Genomic DNA, 16,065 nt, shown 5'->3' on the forward strand with positions numbered 1-16,065 from the left:
GATAGATATACTCAGAAAAAAGCCTCCCAATCTACTTATTTTGAGTATTCTGTGCATTTCGTAGTTGAGTGATTCGAAGTTTCCCAGCTAAAGCCAATCGCACCGCCCCGACCCTCAGCTTGTAATGCAAATATCACTTTTTGGACACAAAAAAAACCTCAGATTTCTCTGAGGTTTTGTGGGAGTTGAGGGATTCGAACCCCCGACCCTCTGCTTGTAAGGCAGATGCTCTGAACCAACTGAGCTAAACTCCCTTTCTCTTTGGGACTGCAAAGATGTAGGACTGTTTTTTTATTTCCAAACATTGAACAAAAAAAATTTACTTTTTTTTTATTTTCTTTTTTACAAGCAATATTCTGGCAAAATAATACAATTATTTACGCCTTTTATGGTAGTTATTGGCAAAGACTTAGATTATTTTTGTCAAAATAATATCAAACCTTTTTTATGGCTTTAGAACAAACTTGGAGATGGTACGGTCCAAATGACCCCGTGAGTCTTTCTGACGTAAAACAAGCTGGTGCTACTGGCGTAGTTTCGGCTTTGCATCATATTCCTAATGGGCAAGTGTGGACTTTGGAGGAAATACAAAAGAGAAAAGACATCATTGAGGCTGCTGGTTTGACCTGGTCGGTTGTTGAGAGTATTCCTGTGCATGAAGACATAAAGAAACGATCTGGTGATTTTAGACTTTATATAGACAATTATAAAACTTCAATAGCCAATCTAGCAGCTTGCGGCATAGATACCGTTTGCTATAATTTTATGCCAGTCTTGGATTGGACACGTACCGACCTAGATTATGAAATGGCAGACGGCTCTACCGGCCTAAGGTTTGACATGGTAGAGTTTTGTGCTTTTGAGGTTTATCTTTTGAAAAGAAAAAACGCAACAGATGACTATTCGGCTGATGTTTTGACCGATGCTAAAAAGTATATAGCATCAGCTTCTGAAGCCCAAAAAAACAAATTGGTTAGAAATATTATTGCTGGATTGCCTGGAAGTGAGGAGAGCTTCACAATTGAGCAATTTGGAAACGTACTCTCCACTTATGACCAAATAGATGATGCTGCTCTTAGAACTAATCTGTACGCTTTTATAGCAGAGATCGGTCCTGTGGCTGAGGAAAACAAAGTTCTACTAGCGATCCATCCAGATGATCCTCCTTATACTATTTTGGGTTTACCTCGTGTGGTGAGTACCGAAGCTGACGCGAAGGCTTTATTGGACGCCTATCCAAGCAAATACAACGGTTTGTGTTTCTGTACAGGTAGCTACGGCGTTAGAGCCGATAACGACTTGGTTGGGATGGTAGAAAGATTGGGAGATAGATTCAATTTCATCCATTTAAGGGCTACTAAAAGAGACGAGGTGGGCAATTTCCATGAAGCCGACCATCTGGATGGGGATGTAGACATGTATGGTGTAATGAAAGCCTTGGTGAATGAACAAGAAAAACGTAAAACTAGCAATAGAGAAGATTACAGGCTGCCATTTAGACCTGACCACGGCCACAGAATGCTCGATGACCTCAATCCCAATAAAAAAACAAATCCTGGATATACGGCTATTGGTAGATTAAGAGGACTTGCAGAACTTAGGGGATTGGAAATGGGAATTAGGAGAAATTTGGGCAAATAATCCAGTTTCAATACTAGAGTTTTGGATTTTACTGAAAATTGAAGGATATTCGTAAAAACTAATTAGGAGATGCAAACATTTTCAATAGAAATTATTAATCCCAAAGCCATTTCATTGTTGAATGATTTGGTTGCATTGGATTTGATAGCCATTAAAGAACAGAAAAAAAATATTCAGAAAAAAACATTAAAAAAACTTTTGTTAGAAGGCCCAAATTGGACAGAAGAAAATGAAAATGAGGTGAAAACAGCAAGAGAAAGTATTAATAAAGTTGGAAATGGTTTTGCTTGATACTTCTATTTTAATTGAATATTTTCGAAAAACTAATAAAGAAAATTCGGTCTTTTTTCAATTAACAGAAAAACATGACGCTTTTGCTATATCTTCACTTACAAAATATGAGATTGAAGTTGGTATAAATGATCAAAATAAATTTTTTTGGGAAGAATTACTGTCCAATCTTACTGTTTTTAATTTTGATTCTGAAACTGCCAAAATTTGCAGCGAAAACTTTAAGAAGTTAAAGTCTCAGAACCTAATAATTGAATTTATTGACTTAGCGATTGCTTGCACTGCTCTTCAAAATAACCTTGAAATAGCAACTCTTAATTATAAACATTTTGAAAGAGTAGAGAATTTGAAAATCCTAAAATTTAATTTTAATTAAATGCCAAAAATCGTCACTTTCGGAGAAATATTAATGCGTCTTTCAACGCCAGGATTTCAAAAAATATCTCAAGCTGAAACCTTTGAATGCACTTTTGGTGGCACCGAAATGAACGTCGGAGCGGCTTTGGTAAATTTTGGCTTCGACGTAACACATGTTGGGGTATTTCCAGATAACCACATTGGCAAAAAAGCAAAATCATTTATTAGAAAACTAGGAATTTCTGACAAAGAAATACACCTGAAAGGCAAAAGAATGGGATTGTTTTTTCTAGAAACTGGTGCAGTTAGTAGGGCTAGCCAAATAGTATATGACAGAGCTGATTCGGCTTTTGTAAACTTAAATCCAGAATGGTTTAATTGGGAAGAAATACTCAAAGATGCAGATTGGTTTCATTGGTGCGGAATAACTCCTGCCGTGGGCGAAAAACCAGCAATTGCACTTTTGGAAGCACTGAAAGTTGCTAAAAAATTAGGGGTTAAAGTTTCTTCCGATATTTATTATAGAAGTAACCTTTGGAATTACGGCAAAACTCCACAAGATATTCTACCAGAATTGGCTTCTTATTCAAACGTAGTGTTGGCCAGCAGAAAAAACATTGAGGAAATATTTGGCATAACTACAGAAGAAGACAAAGGCCGCTTTCAGATGGCTTCACGCAAACTAATGGAACGTTATCCTAACATTGAAAAAGTGATAGATACCGAAAGAATCCAAATAAGTGCATCGCATAATAGATTGAACGCCAGAATGTGGAACGGAGACGAATATCTTAAGTCTCAAACGCTTGATGTCACGCATATTGTGGACAGAATCGGAACTGGAGACGCATTTTTGGGAGGTTTTATATATGGTCAATTAATCTATAAAGACGACTTAAAGTCATTGGAGTTTGGAAATGCATCAAGTGCACTCAAACACACCATCCCCGGAGATCAGAATTTAGTTGATATTATAGAAGTCGACAGTTTAATGGCTGGCGATGGAAGCGGAAAACTGAAGAGATAAAAAAAGACAGCAAGGAAACCTCGCTGCCTTTATACCCCAAAAACTACTCTGTTAAAATTTACCACATTATCTTTATCCCATGGTTTTCGACTCTATAAAAATCCTTATTTTTAGAAATAGGATTTTTCCTGAAATCAATGCTTTTTAAATTTTTTAATCCTAATATCTCTTTAGGTACGTATTTAAAGTCATTGTTTACAAAATACAGATTCTCTATTTTTTGTAATTTTTTGAAATTTGATGGAATTTTTTGAAGATGATTATTTTCAAGATGAAGCGATTTTAAGCTTGGTAATTTTGAAATAATCTCTATATTTTCCTCAAGTATTAGATTATTATTATTATCTAAAAAAAATTCCTCCAACATTCCCAAAGAAGAAAAACTTTTGGGCAAAACGCTAAAATCATTTCCACTTAAATCGAGAACTTTTAAATTCTTCAAAAAATTAATTTCTTCCGGAACAGCCTTTAAATGATCATTTCTTAAACTTAATTTTTGGAGATTCCTGAAATTTAAAATGTCTAAAGGGAAGTCCCCTAACTCTTGATTACTTAAATCCAAAACAAAAACACTATCTGGTTTTGAAAAAGCCAATGCCTCTTTGATGCTTTTAAATTCTCTATTCTGACTAAATAATTTAGTTGATAAGAAAAAAATAGTGAAAATTAAACAATACTTTTTCATTTTTTCAAAGTGTTTTAATTTGAACAATTTAAACTGCGGACGGGGTATGCATACGCTTAAAAGGGCTTCTTTTAAACTTTTGCTTACACCACATTTTTAATTGAGCGTATTCATCTTTACTAACATATTTTATCGCTTTCCTTAATTCTTTTCTAAACAATTTTGGTTCAAAACTTACCTTGTCAAGGATTATCTTAGTATACTCTAACATTGTCATTTTCGTAATATTTAGGTTGAATACTTTTTTATAATAAGCCTACAAAATCCTTCCATTTTCTTTGTTTACTTCTTCTCAAATGCCTTAGCTTAATCAAAGTACCTTGAAAAGGTACTTTGATTAACTTTATATCACTTTTCTAAATCCGCGTTTACCATCATCGGTTGATCAGCACTCGTGATAATAACCTTTGTATTAGGCGAGGTAGAGAGCTTATTGAATGCTTCGATGGCCTTGAACCTTATCAACATAGGTGTTAAACCCTCCGCAACTATTTTCTGAGCATCTCTGATACCTTCTGATTGTATAATTAACCTTTTGGCCTCTTGTTTTTCTTTATCCAAAACAAACTGCATCCTTTGAGAATCTTGCTCTGCCTCCAATTTTTCCTCTATTGCTTTAGTAAGGCCAGGAGGTAAAACTATGCTTTTTAATAGGACAGATTCAATAACAAATCCTCGCTCTTTTAATTGTTCCATCATTAAAGTTTTGATAGATTTTTCTATTATTGATCTTTGGCCTGTATGCATATCTTTGGCATAATATTGAGAAGAAATATCAGCAACGGCAGACCGAAAAACAGGCAGAATAACTACTTGCTCATAATTTTTGCCTAGTTTCTCAATTACTTTAGGAGCATAACTTCCTTCAAGTCTATAAAGTATGGATACATCAGATTGAACTGTCAGACCCTCCTTAGAAGGAAGCGGTACTCTAACTTCCATGTTCATTGTCCTAGTTGGCAACTTAATAATGGTTGTAGTAAACGGATTATATCCTTTTGCTCCTTCCATTAATGGTTCAGCTTTAATTTTACCAAAAGATCGCTTTACTCCTACTTCGCCTTGCCTAATTATGGTACAACCTCCAAAAAACATGGAAGATACCAATGTGAATAAAATCAATCGTGTTTTCATTTTCTTGAAATTTTAATTTGTTGCTTATGTTGATTACGATACAAACTTAAAACCTCATTATTAGAATGGGATTAACCTGAAATTAGAATTGTATTAGATTTTTTTGGTAATGTTATGGTAAAACAAATCTCTTGAAAACTGGAATATTCTGTAGAGATTGATCCGGAATGTAACTCTACAATTCCTTTGGCTAATGACAAACCTACACCATGTCCTTTTTTGTTTTTTGTGTTTTTTCCTCTTGTAAATGGTTCGAATATTTGACTCAAATCATCATTTGATAAAAATTCACTAGCATTTTCAACTTTTATAATAATATTATCTTCTTTAGTTTTAACTGATATACTTACAGTTTTATTAGGTGAATATTTTATGCCGTTCTCTACTAAATTAAAAAATGCAGAAAACAACAAATTTGGGTTACCCATTAATTCCGGAATATTTTCTTCATCTTCATCATAATCTAAAAAAACCGTCGCTTCTGGATTTTTTTTGAGTAATTCATCTCTTACCCTTGACAGTTTCTCTAAAATATTTACAAGTGAATCTGTTAAGTTTTCACTTACGGTATTCAATGAGGTAAGGTCCAACAAATTGTTGCTTAGTTTATTAAGGTCTTGCACGTCTTCCAAAACTGAATTTATCATCTTTCGCAAATCCTCTGGATTGTCGTTTGCCAATAGCGAAACTTGAATTTGCCCGGTTATGGAGGTCAAAGGTGTTCTTAATTCATGAGATGCGTGTGAAACGAAAGATTTTTGTGATAAAAATGACTTTTGGAGTCTATCTAACATCTGATTAAATCTAATTGCTAATTGAGAAAATTCATCATCACGTTTACCTATTTCTAAGCGAAGGTTAAGTTTCGAAACTTTTATATTATCAATTTTATCGATAATATCCTTTAATGGTTTCAACATATTTCGTACGAGTACCCATCCAACCAAAGCACTTAAAAACAGAACAATTACACCACCATAAACCAATGTGTTAGCTAAATTTCTCTGTTTTATTAAACCATATTTGTCTATCGCTGAAGAAACAATTATATACTCGGCATCCAATTGTTTATATATTGTACCAAAATATTCTTTGTTATTTTCCCTCCAAATAAATTCTTTTTTATCAATTATTTCATCTATCCTATTAGCTTTTATGATAAGTTTATCTTCACCACTTTCGTATACAATTTTTTTATCTTTATTGAAAATAAAAATCTCTTCATCAAATAACATTGTAAAATTGTTTCTGTCTAACAATTTTAAAATATCTGGACTTATTTCACTTTTTGTGAAGAAAATAGTACTAGCCGTTATGGCCTCTTCTTTTAGCCTACTATTAAATTCATTCCGCCTGTATTGTTCACTCTGTATATAAATTGCCAAACAAAAAATGGCTATTAAAAAAGCCATTATTGAAAGGTGCATCAAAATCAACCTATATCTTAGACTCATTTGTTTTTTAACATATAACCCATCCCTACTATAGTATGAATCAGTTTATTTGAATAACCTTTATCTACTTTATTTCGTAAATAGTTTACATACACTTCAATGAAGTTTGTGCCTGTGTCAAAAGAAATATCCCAAACTTTTTCAGCAATGTCAACTTTTGAAACTACCCGTCCGCGGTTTCTCATAAAATATTCCAAAAGATTAAACTCTTTAGCTGTTAAACTTATAACTGAGCCACTTCTTTTGGCCACTTTTTCTTTCAGATCCAACTCCAAATCGGCAACTGAAATTTTCTCTTCGGCTTCCAAATTGCTTTTATCTCCACATCTTTTAAATAAAGCCTTAATCCTGACCTGTAACTCCATAAAATCAAAAGGTTTTACGAGATAATCATCCGTTCCAACTTCATATCCTGAAAGTTTATCAGACACACTACCCAGGGCTGTAAGCATAAGTATCGGGATATTTTTGTCCTTTTCTCTTAATTTTTTACATACTTCTAGTCCACTGATATCTGGCAATCCCAAATCCAATATAATTAAATCGTAGGTATTTAAATTGTATAATTCAAAAGCCTGTTTTCCTGAAAAAGCAATATCACATAATAAACCTTGTATCTGAAGACCTTTTTTAATAAAACTGGCAACTTTTTCTTCGTCTTCAACAATTAATATATTCTGACAATTATTCATGATTTGAAGTGTTTATTTCAAAAATTTAGATTCGAATTTTAAGTCGAAAAGAAAATAAATTAAAAAAGAAAAATAAATCTAGAACTTTAAGAGCTTTTTGGCTTAATGGTATATATCTGTATTATATCAACTAAAAAAGCAAAAGCCATAGAAAAATATATATACCCTTTCGGAATAGAAAAGCTCAATCCTTCGGCCAGCAACGAGACACCTATCATCATTAGAAAACAAAGGGCTAAAATTTTAAACGAAGGATGTTTATGAATAAAACTTGAGATAGGTTTAGCCGCTAACAACATAACGATTACAGTAATAATAACCGCCGAATACATAACCCAAATCTCTTCTACCATACCAACGGCTGTGATGATAGAATCAATTGAAAAAACCAGATCTAATATGATTACCTCAAGTAGCAATTTAGAAAAGCTTTGGTAATTTGAAGATAAAGTTTCCTCTTTATCCATAACCTCGGTTTTATGATAGATTTCTTTGGTACTTTTTAAAATTAAAAACAAACCACCTCCCAATAAAATTAATCCTTTACCCGAGAAATCAATCCCAAAAGCAGTAAAAAGCTTAACATCCAATTTTAAAATCCATGAAATAAAGGCTAATAAGGCCAAACGCATTAACATGGCTAGGCCAATTCCCCAAAACCTTAATTTATCTCTTTGATTTTCAGGTAATTTATTGGCTAATATTGAAATAAATATAATATTATCTATGCCTAAAATCACCTCAAGGGCAATTAACGATAATAGTGGTACTAAAGCATCTGAAATCATTGAACCTAATTTAATTTAAAAAAGTCCATAAATTTAATAGAATACTTTAGCTCAAAAATCTTTTTTGGATTAGATTCTCATTAGAATTAAACTTGACCTAAACTTCATTTCCTGATAGATTAATGAAAATTTAAATTACAATTCTAAAATATGGGTACCATAAAATAAGTACAGGGAAGGAAATAATCCAATTGTAGAAAAACTTAAAATGAGATTTTATGAAAGGATAAAGTAGCTTATAGGAATTATATAAAAGCCAATAAACTCACCTACAATACTTTTCTCTAATAGCCTTTAATTCAGATTTGTCGTCTATTAATTTTTCAGCCTCAGCTATTGAGGAATTACACATTGCTTTATCTCCATTTTTGCCGTAAAATAGGGCAGATTGCTTAAAGAATTGGAGCTTTTGTTTGGGTTCCTTTATACCAGCAAACCATTTGTCTTTTATTTCTAGGAAATAGGCGTGCATTTCGTTTCCAGAAACTTTAGAATTAACTTTCTCTGATAAAAAGCCGTAGGTAGAGGCATCTGGATAAAATTCAACCATTTTATTGCTAAAGTTTTTTACAGAATTGTAATCTTTGGAATTCAAATAATAAGACATCCTTAAACTCCACAACCATACAGACTTCATTTTTTCGTCTGCTCCCATTTTTGTTAAGTAGCTGTCTAAAGAGTCTACTTCCCATCCTGGAAATTCCTCCAAAGTTTCTAAATACTTAGCCCTTTGCTGAATAACCGTTACAAAGCTATCTTTTTCTTTTCCTGTATTTCCTTCATATTGTGCCGCTAAATTCTGATTATTTATCCAATAAGCAAAAAAATCATTATTAGGACTCAAAACCACCTTTTTGAAAACATTCCAGGCATCTTGTGATGACTTTTCAGATTCTGGTAATTCTCTAAAAAACTTATTACAAATGGCTTCACTTTTCTCATAATCTTTCAGCAATCTATAATAAGTGGCACATTTCACATTGTCTTTAATTGACGCATTTTCTGCCTTCTCACAGTCTACACAAGAATTTCCTCTTTCTTCCTCAAATTGAATCAGAATATCTTGCGGTTTTTCCTTTGGTTCAATAAAATATTGAAAGTTGCCGTCATTATCAAAAAACAAAAATACAGGATAATTTGTCAATCTGATATGCTTGCTTTCCAACAGTTTTACTTCTTCTTGATTGCTTAAATCAATTTTGAAACAAGTATAATTTTCATTGAAGTATTGGGCTACAGTTTCATTTTGCAAGTTGGCATTTAGAAGTTTACAATGAGAGCATTCAGGATGAAAACATTCTACTACCACCTTTTTGCCCGTTTTAAAAGCTATGTTTCTGGCCACATCAAAGTCTTTTTGCCATTTTATTTGTCCGGATGATTTGGCATAAAAACCAAAAAATAAAACTAAAATGAATGTCAAATTCTTCATGTTATTTTTTCTTTTTCTTAAGATTCAATTTTTCAAATTCTGCGATTTCTTTAAAAACGTCCTTAAATGTCTTTTGGTCTGCATCCGAGAAAATCAAGGTTTCTTGGTAGTCCATGTCCGCTAATTTCTGTGTGGCTATCGAATGTCCAATATAATCCTCTATAGCATCCAGCATCGGTTTTTCTTCGGTGCTACAAAAAGATAAAGCTTTGCCTTTTTGCATGCCTCTACCCGTTCTACCTATGCGGTGAACATAGTTTTCAGCCTCTTCTGGCAAGTCATAATTAATCACAAAGTCTACATTTGGAATGTCTACGCCTCTAGCACTTACATCTGTAGCTATCAGTACCATTAATTCCCCAGATTTTAACCTCCTCATGGTATCTTTCCGCTCTAGGTGGGTTTTTCCTGAATGTATCGATTCTGTTTTTATCCCCACTCTTTCCATGGCTGCAACCACCCTATCAGCTCGTACTTTTGTTCTGACAAAAACTACCAACTTCTTGTCTGCGTTTTGATTAATAAATCGCTCAAGAAAGAATCTTTTATCATCCATTTCAACCAAAACCACCGAATGGCTTATGTTTTTTGAGATGGGATCGTCTGGAGAAATCTGTATACGAATAGGGTTTTTTACAATGGAATACGCCAATTTCTTAATTTTCTCGTCTATCGTGGCAGAGAAATATAAAGTCTGTCGTTTTTTAGGTAAATACCTCAAAACATCTTCGATGTCTTTATAAAAACCCATGTCCAACATTCTATCTGCCTCATCTAATATCAAAAACTCAGTACCGCTAAAATCAATATAACCTTGTGATCGTAAATCAAACATTCTTCCAGGTGTAGTTACCAAAATATCTACTCCTTTTTGAAATGCCGCTATCTGTGGGTCTTGGTCGGTACTGCCAAACAAAGCCAAAATACGAAGTTTGGTGTATTTCGCTATTTCTTTAAAAACCTCCGCTATTTGCTGAGCCAATTCATGTGTTGGCACCATAACCAAAGCCCTAACCGAACCTTTGGTAAATCGTGAAGGCGGATTGCTATGTAAAATATTAATAACTGGAATTGCAAAAGCCGCAGTTTTTCCTGTTCCTGTTTGAGCTATTGCCAGCACATCTTCGCCTTTCAGAATATTAGGAATAGCCTTATACTGAATATCCGTAGGTTTCTTAAAACCCTTTTCCGCCAAGCTTCTTTTTATATCTGAGGATATTCTGTATTCTTCAAACTTCATATCAATCTCCCCAAGTTATAATATTGTCATTTTTCTTTTTGTTTTTGTTGTGCCAATCTCTCGGTGCTTTATCTATTCTTTCACCTTCTTTGTTTTTGTTAGCTTCGGATACCACTATGACCCTGCCCATTTGCTCTGAGCCATTTAATTTTTTTATAGCAGCTGAGCCACTTTTTCTATCGGCCATTTCAACAAACGCAAAGCCTTTGTTTTGCCGAGAAACCTTGTCAATGATGATTTTGGCTGATGTTACTTCACCAAACGGCGAAAACAATTCCATTAAATCCTTATCTGTAAATTTAAAAGGGATACTCCCTACAAAAATGTCCATATCTTATTTTAGTTTGTCAATTTTCTAAATACTTGCTCTAATGTGGCACCACCTGATTTGAGGTTTTCTAAGGTATCATCTGCCACCAAATTCCCTTTGTTGATTATTATTACTCTATCACATATTGCTTCTACTTCCTGCATAATGTGCGTACTCAATATTATCGTTTTGTTTTTTCCAACTTCCTTTATCAATTTTCGAATTTCTACCAGTTGATTTGGGTCTAAACCAGTTGTTGGTTCGTCTAAAATTAACACTTCTGGATCATGAATAAGTGCTTGTGCTAAGCCTACTCTTTGTCTGTACCCTTTTGAAAGCTGCTCTATTTTTTTGCTTTTTTCAGGAGAAAGCCCCACCATTTCTATCACTTTGTCAACCTTTTCATTTAAAAGTTCTCCCTTCAATCCGTACATTTCACCTACAAATGCCAGATATTCTTTCACGTACATTTCAAGGTACAAAGGATTGTGTTCTGGTAAATAACCTACCTGTTTTTTGGTGTCTAGATTATCAACAGAAATGGGCATTTCGTTTAAAAATGCTTCTCCTGAACTTGCATTTAAAAACCCTACCAAAATTTTCATAGTAGTACTTTTTCCGGCACCATTTGGACCTAGAAACCCTAGAATCTCTCCTTTTTTCAATGAAAAAGATATATTATTTACGGCTATTTGGCTTCCATAAATTTTAGTGAGATTTTTTACTTCTATCGACATTTAGAATTATAACAGATAATGATTACAAAATTAATCATTTATTCGTTAAGAATAGTAAAAAGGCCTAATTGTGAGAGTTTGGGCACTTAAGTTAAAGTTAAAAAGTGTTAAAGCCCTTTTTTAGTATTATTATAAAAAGTAGTTTTGGATAAACAATTCTTAAGTTTTGAATAGAATAAATGTATTAATTGGCCTAATGCTCCTTGCCTTGGTATCTCTCATTGGATTCCAATGGTATTGGATACAAGATGCCATTACCGTAAAAAAAGAGCAGTTTGACCGAAAAGTAAATGAAACTTTAAAAGAAACTGTTCAACAAATTGAGAAACAGGAGGTGATTTTTTTGACCAAACAAAGAATAATTGAAGAAGAAAAAAAACGCCTATTGGAGATTTCGCAAAAGAAAAAACAGCCTAAAAGAGAAATAGTTAAAAAACAGGATTACGTTTCGGATACTTTAAACTTTGTTTATGCTGATGGAAATCAGTTAAAAATGCAGCCTCGTCAAGTTGTAACAATCAATATAAACTCTGGAATAGAGCCAAAAAGTGATGCCGGAACCGAACGTATGTTTATTTTCCCCGAACAAGAAAGTGAATACATAAGAGCATATTTGCAAGAAGAACACAAGACTTTTGAGAAATTCAGAAAGCGTTCTAGAGAGTTGGCACAGAAACAATCCAACCTTTTGGATATGACCAAGGTTTTTGATGAAGACCCATTTTTTAACCTCTCCAATGGTTTTCCTGAAATAAACTGGGTCGTTTCAGAAGATAATTCTACTGTGGAAATCCATGGGCCAGAGTTACCTCAAAAACCAAGGGCTGTATCAAATTCTATTAGTAACAAATGGGCCAATAACAATTCGAAAAAACAAGAGAAAGTAAATTTGATGAAGGATGTGATGAAGGATTTCATCATAGGAAAAAGAAGTATTTATGAACGATTAGGGCATGTAATGCTAGACACCTTACTTAAAAAAGAATTTGCAGAAAACGGTATAAATATTCCTTTTGAATATTCGGTAAAAGATAATGGCAACGTGATTTTTGCTTCTTTAAACAAACAAGAATCAAAATCAAATCACCTCAATTATAAAATCAAACTCTTTCCAAATGATACATTTCAGCAGGAGCAATTCTTGCAGGTAAATTTTCCTGAAAAACAGAATTATATCTTGAAAAACCTATGGTCAGTTTTTGGCAGTTCGTTCCTGTTAATTGCTTTTGTGGGAGGGATTTTTTACTATTCTGTAAATAGTCTTTTAACCCAAAAGAAACTCTCGAATATCAAAAACGACTTTATCAACAACATGACCCACGAGCTGAAAACACCAGTATCAACTATAGCATTGGCTTTGGAGGTTATCAAAGATAAGGATATTCACAAAAGCCCAGAAAAAACGGAAAGGTATCTGAACATAATAACAGAGGAAAACCAAAGACTAGGTACCCAAATAGAAAAAGTATTACAGATAGCCAAACTCGAAAAAGGAGATTTGAACTTGAATTTTGAACCAATAGACATTAACGAGATATTGGATCAAGTTGTAAAAAATCAAAGTGTGGCACTAGAACAATATGGCGTAAAACTAAATCTTGATTTGAAAGCTGAAGAAACCATTGTTTCAGCTGACAGCGTTCATCTCACCAATATTTTCTTTAATTTGATGGATAATGCTATAAAATATGCAAAAGAACAACCTGAAATAAGTATAGCTACCAGCAATAGCGATTCAGAAATGTTTATTTCTATTTCAGACAAAGGCATAGGTATACCAAAGGATCAGTTGAGCAAGATTTTCGATAAATTCTATAGAGTACCCAAAGGAGACTTACATGACGTAAAAGGCTACGGATTAGGCTTAAGTTATGTAAAAACCATGGTGGAATTGCATAAAGGAAAAATCGTAGTAAACAGCAAAATAAACGAAGGCACTGAGTTTTTAGTTACAATGCCACTTTCAACTATATAAATATTCAAATAAAAGACTCCTAAAACAACCAAAACTTAGAAACCAAATGGAAAAAATAAGAATCCTATTAGCCGAAGATGACCAAAATCTTGGCTCACTTTTACAAGAATATTTAGAAGCTAAAAATTATGATGTTACCCTTGCCAAAGATGGCAATCAAGCATTAGATATTTTCCTTTCTGCTGAGTTTGATTTTTGTGTTTTAGATGTGATGATGCCTAAAAAAGATGGCTTTGCCCTAGCCAAAGAGATCAGAACAAAAAATGCAGACATTCCTTTGATATTTCTAACTGCCAAAAGTATGACAGAAGATACCATCAAAGGTTTTGAGGTAGGAGCAGATGATTATATTACGAAGCCATTCAGCATGGAGGAACTTTTGGTAAGAATAAAAGCCATACTCAAAAGAAGCAAAAAAGGAGATATAGATCCTGAATCTGAAATTTTTCAGCTTGGAAAATTGGAATTTAATGCCCTACAACATGAATTAAAAAGCACGAGCGAAAAATTTAAACTCACCACCAAAGAATCCGATTTGCTTAAGTTGTTCTGTCAACATCAAAACAAAACGGTTAGTAGAAGCTATGCCCTAAAACTCATCTGGGGCGACGACTCCTATTTCAATGCCCGCAGCATGGATGTGTATATAACCAAACTGAGAAAATACCTAAAAGCTGACCCAAGTATCCAAATCATGAACCTGCATGGTGAAGGGTTTAAGTTGGTGTGTTGATAAGCTTATTCCCAAATTCCTATCATTTTATCCTTGAGAAATTCTCCGTCGTTGGCTTGTTTTTGGCCTTTGGTGCTTCTTCCATTTTCTATGGTTTTCTGCATAAGAAGTCTCATTTCATTGACTTTTTCTGGATATTTATCTTGAAGATTAACCTTTTCAGATGGATCGTCTTTTAAATTATACAATTGTATTTTAGGTAAACCTAGCTCCTCTTTTCCAGCCCTCGGAAAACTCCACCCGCCAGAACCTGCAGTAAAATTTAACTTCCAATCTCCTTCCATAATTCCAAAATTTCCATCTATTGAATGCACAACAGTAGAAGTTCTTTCGTACTTTTTTGGTTTACTCTCAAAAATCGGTAATAAGCTAAAACTATCCTCTCCAGCATTATCTTCTAGCTTGGTTTGAGTGATTTCTGCCATCGTAGCAAAAAAGTCTGTTAAGCAAACTGTCTGATTTGAAACTTTAGAATTTGGAATTTTAGAATCCCACCTTACAATCAAAGGAATTCTGTGTCCACCTTCATAGATGTCGGCTTTTTGCCCGCGGTAAATATAACTTGGCTCGTGGCCGAGAGCCTGCAATTCGGGAATATCAGCAGCTGTAGAGCATCCATTGTCGCTCGTAAAAACAATAATTGTATTTTCTATTTCGCCAGTTTTTTCTATCGCTTGGATAATTTTACCTATCATATCGTCAACCATAAGTACAAAATCACCATATTCGTTAGTTTTAGATTTACCAAGATATTCTTTCGAAGGCAAAATTGGCGTGTGGGGAGCAGCTAATGGCAAATATAAAAAGTAAGGCTCTTTGCGTTTTTTCCCAATAAAATCTATGGCTTTTTGTGTAAAAACATCTAATACTTCTTTATGCTTAAAATCATCCCCAATAGGTCCTTCTCTCCAGAAACCTTTTCCCTTTGTACCAGCAATTGTATCAATTTTAGTAGCCGTAATTTTGTTATTTTCAATATAAAAATAGGGCGGAATATCTAAGGAGGCTGTAATGCCATAGAAATAATCAAAGCCGATATCATTTGGGCCATTTCTTAATGGTTTTTCAAACGAAATCTCACCATTTCCGTTTTTTTGCCAACCCAGACCTAAATGCCATTTGCCAATGCAGGCTGTTTCATAGCCCTTGGTTTTCAAGATAGAGGCCAAAGTCATTCTTTGCGTTTTAATCAATAGACTATCATAACTCCACAATACACCAGATTTTATCTCAGATCTCCATGCATATCTTCCCGTAAGGATTCCGTATCTGGAAGGTGTACATACCGCAGAATTGCTATGTGCGTCTGAAAATTTAATACCCTTTTTTGCCATTAAATCGATATTGGGTGTATTGATTTTTGACTTAGGATTCATGCAACTCACATCTCCAATTCCTAGATCATCAGCCAAAATAAAAACCACATTTGGCTTTTTTTGTGCGATTGACACAAAACTAATAAGGAAAATACATGCTAAAAATAATCGCATAGGAAGGTAGTTTTATTGGTTTTCAAAAATACCAATAAATTCTAGAATCAAAAGAATTGCGGGTGAATATCTAAAAAGG

16 protein-coding genes and 1 tRNA gene are annotated in these 16,065 nt (G+C 33.8%); 6 read left to right on the forward strand and 11 right to left on the reverse strand.

What is annotated here, in order from left to right:
- Positions 1 to 179: 179 nt before the first annotated feature.
- Positions 180 to 254 (reverse strand) — tRNA-Val (locus EGI22_RS08305).
- Between the two features lie 193 nt (positions 255 to 447).
- On the opposite strand from EGI22_RS08305, the gene uxuA reads away from it, so the two are divergent.
- The 4 genes from uxuA to EGI22_RS08320 all read left to right on the forward strand — a co-directional run bounded on the left by uxuA (position 448) and on the right by EGI22_RS08320 (position 3,316).
- Positions 448 to 1,641, forward strand: coding sequence for a mannonate dehydratase (gene uxuA / locus EGI22_RS08310; RefSeq protein ID WP_255067703.1), 1,194 nt, complete (start codon positions 448 to 450; stop codon positions 1,639 to 1,641).
- 69 nt (positions 1,642 to 1,710) lie between these two features.
- Positions 1,711 to 1,932, forward strand: coding sequence for a hypothetical protein (locus EGI22_RS08315; RefSeq protein ID WP_255067704.1), 222 nt, complete (start codon positions 1,711 to 1,713; stop codon positions 1,930 to 1,932).
- Positions 1,919 to 2,308 (forward strand): type II toxin-antitoxin system VapC family toxin, encoded by a 390-nt coding sequence (locus EGI22_RS24115; protein ID WP_369010869.1) that lies wholly within the window; start codon positions 1,919 to 1,921, stop codon positions 2,306 to 2,308. Before EGI22_RS08315 ends, EGI22_RS24115 begins: the two co-directional genes overlap by 14 nt.
- Positions 2,309 to 3,316: a sugar kinase gene (locus tag EGI22_RS08320; RefSeq protein WP_255067705.1), complete on the forward strand. Its 1,008-nt coding sequence runs from the start codon at positions 2,309 to 2,311 to the stop codon at positions 3,314 to 3,316.
- A 58-nt stretch (positions 3,317 to 3,374) separates the two neighbouring features.
- Here EGI22_RS08320 and EGI22_RS08325 read toward each other — a convergent pair whose 3' ends face one another.
- The 9 genes from EGI22_RS08325 to EGI22_RS08365 all read right to left on the reverse strand — a co-directional run bounded on the left by EGI22_RS08325 (position 3,375) and on the right by EGI22_RS08365 (position 11,788).
- Positions 3,375 to 4,001 (reverse strand): leucine-rich repeat domain-containing protein, encoded by a 627-nt coding sequence (locus tag EGI22_RS08325; RefSeq protein ID WP_255067706.1) that lies wholly within the window; start codon positions 3,999 to 4,001, stop codon positions 3,375 to 3,377.
- A gap of 348 nt (positions 4,002 to 4,349) precedes the next feature.
- Positions 4,350 to 5,135 (reverse strand): prohibitin family protein, encoded by a 786-nt coding sequence (locus tag EGI22_RS08330; RefSeq protein ID WP_255067707.1) that lies wholly within the window; start codon positions 5,133 to 5,135, stop codon positions 4,350 to 4,352.
- 71 nt (positions 5,136 to 5,206) lie between these two features.
- A complete protein-coding gene (locus EGI22_RS08335; RefSeq protein ID WP_255067708.1) occupies positions 5,207 to 6,589 on the reverse strand; it encodes a HAMP domain-containing sensor histidine kinase in 1,383 nt (460 codons plus the stop codon).
- Positions 6,586 to 7,281: a response regulator transcription factor gene (locus tag EGI22_RS08340; RefSeq protein ID WP_255067709.1), complete on the reverse strand. Its 696-nt coding sequence runs from the start codon at positions 7,279 to 7,281 to the stop codon at positions 6,586 to 6,588. Before EGI22_RS08340 ends, EGI22_RS08335 begins: the two co-directional genes overlap by 4 nt.
- 86 nt (positions 7,282 to 7,367) lie before the next feature.
- A complete protein-coding gene (locus EGI22_RS08345) occupies positions 7,368 to 8,069 on the reverse strand; it encodes a TerC family protein (protein ID WP_255067711.1) in 702 nt (233 codons plus the stop codon).
- A 265-nt stretch (positions 8,070 to 8,334) separates the two neighbouring features.
- A complete protein-coding gene (locus tag EGI22_RS08350; protein WP_255067712.1) occupies positions 8,335 to 9,501 on the reverse strand; it encodes a thioredoxin family protein in 1,167 nt (388 codons plus the stop codon).
- Position 9,502: 1 nt separating this feature from the next.
- Positions 9,503 to 10,741 carry a DEAD/DEAH box helicase gene (locus tag EGI22_RS08355; protein ID WP_255067714.1) on the reverse strand — a complete coding sequence of 413 codons (1,239 nt, stop codon included), beginning with the start codon at positions 10,739 to 10,741 and terminating at the stop codon, positions 9,503 to 9,505.
- Between the two features lies 1 nt (position 10,742).
- Positions 10,743 to 11,072, reverse strand: a complete 330-nt coding sequence (locus EGI22_RS08360) for an RNA-binding protein (RefSeq protein WP_255067715.1) — start codon at positions 11,070 to 11,072, stop codon at positions 10,743 to 10,745.
- A gap of 8 nt (positions 11,073 to 11,080) precedes the next feature.
- The gene (locus tag EGI22_RS08365; RefSeq protein ID WP_255067716.1) at positions 11,081 to 11,788 is read right to left on the reverse strand and encodes an ATP-binding cassette domain-containing protein; all 708 of its coding nucleotides are present in this window, start codon (positions 11,786 to 11,788) and stop codon (positions 11,081 to 11,083) included.
- Between the two features lie 166 nt (positions 11,789 to 11,954).
- Between EGI22_RS08365 and EGI22_RS08370 the strand changes: the two genes are divergently transcribed.
- Both EGI22_RS08370 and EGI22_RS08375 read left to right on the forward strand, forming a co-directional pair.
- On the forward strand, positions 11,955 to 13,763 hold the full coding sequence (locus tag EGI22_RS08370; protein ID WP_255067717.1) for a cell wall metabolism sensor histidine kinase WalK: 1,809 nt from the start codon (positions 11,955 to 11,957) through the stop codon (positions 13,761 to 13,763).
- A 46-nt stretch (positions 13,764 to 13,809) separates the two neighbouring features.
- Entirely contained in the window at positions 13,810 to 14,496 is a 687-nt protein-coding gene (locus EGI22_RS08375) for a response regulator transcription factor (RefSeq protein WP_255067718.1), read from the forward strand.
- Between the two features lie 5 nt (positions 14,497 to 14,501).
- Here EGI22_RS08375 and EGI22_RS08380 read toward each other — a convergent pair whose 3' ends face one another.
- Complete coding sequence (locus EGI22_RS08380; protein WP_255067719.1) at positions 14,502 to 15,986, reverse strand: arylsulfatase; 1,485 nt, start codon at positions 15,984 to 15,986, stop codon at positions 14,502 to 14,504.
- Positions 15,987 to 16,065 lie beyond the last annotated feature (79 nt).

Source organism: Lacihabitans sp. LS3-19, assembly GCF_024343575.1.
In the GTDB taxonomy this organism is placed as follows: Bacteria; Bacteroidota; Bacteroidia; order Cytophagales; family Spirosomataceae; genus Leadbetterella.